This window comes from Microbulbifer okhotskensis (assembly GCF_023895975.1).
GTDB classification, from domain to species: domain Bacteria; phylum Pseudomonadota; class Gammaproteobacteria; order Pseudomonadales; family Cellvibrionaceae; genus Microbulbifer; species Microbulbifer okhotskensis.
In genome coordinates, this window is the sequence record NZ_JALBWM010000226.1 from 1 (window position 1) to 2,835 (window position 2,835).

Sequence of the window (2,835 nt, forward strand, 5' to 3'; positions counted from 1 at the left end):
GCCAGTGATGCCACCCTGCTGTTACCGCTACTGCGTAACAACGGCAAGGAGCTTGGCCGGCTCGGGGATGAGGCCGAAGATGTGGGCGCGGTGCTGTCAGATCTGGATCTGCAGCAGTTGGGCGAAGTGCGCGAGAACCTGGATCAATTGAAGGGTGCGTTCGACGGATTCGAAAAAGAAGTTGTGAAAGGCGCACTGCCGGCGATCAAGGATTTCACTGAGTTACTTGCAGATCCAAAAACCAGGGAAGCCTTCGCAGCACTAACCACTGCAATTATTAAAGTTGGCTCTGCTGCGGCTTCTGCGGTGGTGGAACTGGTTGAGTTTACCCAAGACGTGGGTAAATCCGTCTCCCGCATGGTTCACGGCGAACCGGAAATCATGAAATTAGAGCGTTCGCTGAAGCAGTTGAGCGCAACTATTGATAGTGGCGTGATTGGTGATGGAAAACTCCTTACCAATATTCGCCTGGCCACCGGGGAATATATCCATCAGGGCACCTCGGTGGATGACCTGCGGGAGAAGCTGGCCGCGCTTCAAGGGCAGGTAAATGCGTTTTATGGCAAGAGTAACTTTGGCGATTTAGTCGGTGATGATTTCAGAGAAGTCATTGCCGAACTGGAAACAGAATTCACGAAAGTGGTGGAGGTTGTAAATGATAATGAATTACTTCCTCAAGTAGATGAGTGGGCAATCTTCAGCGAAGTCATTGAAGAACTCGGCACCGAATTTAAAATCGCCCAGGAACAAGCCGAAGCCTATGCCAGCTTGCTGCGGGATCTGCGCACCGATGAAGAAGTGCTCACCGATCAAATGCGCGAGCGCCTGGCCATTGTTGATGCCCTGGCCGGCCTCACCGAAGAGCAGCGTCAAGAAACCCTGGGCCGTATCGCCGATGATGCCACCGGTGAAAGCCCAGAACTGGGCGGCCTCGACAGCGGTGAAGATATCAAGGCCGCGCGCACCGAGCTGGAAGACTGGTATTCCAGCCAGATCGACATGCTGGACCAATTCCGCAGCGAGCGCGCCGACCTCAATGCCACCTGGGATGAGGAAGAGCTGGCCATTCATCAGCAGTATGAAGAAAGCCTCACCGAAATCACCCAGGCCAATGAAGACCTGCGCCGACAGCAGCAGCTGGAGGGTTACGCCACCCTGATGGATGTGGCGGGACAGTATTACCAAGGCATGCAAGGCGAAGAGGCGGCCTATATGCGCGCGGCGCTGGCCATCGGTGAAACCCTACTGGATGAGAAAAAACGCAACGCCCTGCAGAGCATTATTGCCAATACCCATGACGCGGCTATGGGCGCTTATGCCGCGATCGCACCCTATATTCCGATCGTGGGGCCAGCCCTGGGCGCTGCTGCGGCAGGTTCTATTTATGCCGCCGGTGGTGTAGCGGCCGCCAAAGTCACCGGCATGGCCCACGACGGTATCGATGCCGTACCGGAAGACGGCACTTGGCTGCTGCAAAAAGGCGAGCGGGTCACCACGGCGGAAACCAGCGCAAAACTGGATCGCACCCTGGCCATGATTCAGGCCGACAGACACGGCGGAGGTAGTGGTGGTTACAGTAACCCGGCGCCCATAACGCAAAATTTCAACGTATCGGGCAAGCCGGATAACCGCACGGCCCAGCAGATAAAACGCGAGAGCACACGCGGCCAACGTATGAATAGCAGGAGGCTCGGGTCTTAATGTTTAACGAAAGTCGCCTGCTGGAAAGAGTCGCCTATGGCTCCGAGTTCGGCCACCGCTATAAAACCGATATCAAAGAATTGCGCAACAGCATCGAGCGGCGCAATGCGGAATGGGAAAGGCCGCTGGGGCGCTACTCCCTGTTATTTCAGAATTTGGATTATGCAGACCATCAAATCGTGGTCGCCGCCCACCATGCCTGCATGGGCGCGCTGGTAGGGTTTCGTTTAAAAGACCCTACAGATTTTGTCGCAGACAATGAGGTGATTGGCTACGGCACCGGCACCAGTGAAACCTATCAATTAAAGAAAAAATATATCTTTGGGGCTTTTTCCTATCAGCGGGAAATCGTTAAACCCGTCGCGGGGGCGGTGACGATTTATGTGGATGGCAACCCGGTAGCCGCCAGTATCGACGACACCACCGGCCAGGTGCAGCTCAGTGCCGACAACGGTGCTGAAATTACCTGGAGCGGGGAATTCGATGTGCCGGTGCGCTTTGAAGAGGATGAAATCGGTTTCTCCTTCGATAACCGTTCACGGGGCGCCCCGGTGTTAACCGGCAATGTGGACCTGCTGGAGATTCGCCTATGAGGTATATCCCCGCAGCACTGCAAGCCCATTTAGACAGCGGCGTCACCACCACCTGCCGCCTATTAAAAATCACCCTCAGCGACGGCCGCGCGTTCGGTGCCGCCACGCTGGACCGCAATGTCGAATACAACGGGCTGATTTACTACGCGCAAAACGGCTTCGACAGTAGTGTGATTGCCAGCGATACCTCCTTCGATGTGGACAATGCCGAGGGCTATGCCCTCTACAGCGCAGACGTGCCCGGCATCACCGTCGCCATGGCCGAGCGCGGCGAGTTGGACGGCGCCGAGTGGGCCATGGTCTTGGTCAACTATCGCGATTTATCCATGGGCGCGGTGGTACTGGACGGTGGCGATATCGGCGAAGTGCGCACCGTGCGCGATACGGTATTTATCCCCGAACTGCTCAGCGTGATGATGCGCCTGCGCCAATCGATTGGCCATGTGGATTCCGTCACCTGCCGCGCCATCTTCGGCACCGAGGCCAATACGCAAACCGGTTGCGGTGTGAATGCGGACCCCTTGTGGCAATCCGCCAGCGT

At 56.4% G+C, this 2,835-nt stretch carries 3 protein-coding genes; all 3 read left to right on the forward strand.

Annotated features, from left to right (window positions below; all coding sequences use genetic code 11):
* The coding region (locus tag MO867_RS21385; protein ID WP_252472909.1) for a coiled-coil domain-containing protein at positions 1 to 1,701 on the forward strand (1,701 nt) is incomplete at its 5' end.
* Positions 1,701 to 2,294 (forward strand): DUF2460 domain-containing protein, encoded by a 594-nt coding sequence (locus tag MO867_RS21390; RefSeq protein WP_252472911.1) that lies wholly within the window; start codon positions 1,701 to 1,703, stop codon positions 2,292 to 2,294. The genes MO867_RS21385 and MO867_RS21390, both read left to right, overlap by 1 nt.
* Positions 2,291 to 2,835: DUF2163 domain-containing protein (locus MO867_RS21395; protein ID WP_252472913.1), on the forward strand; the 545-nt coding region annotated here is incomplete at its 3' end. The genes MO867_RS21390 and MO867_RS21395, both read left to right, overlap by 4 nt.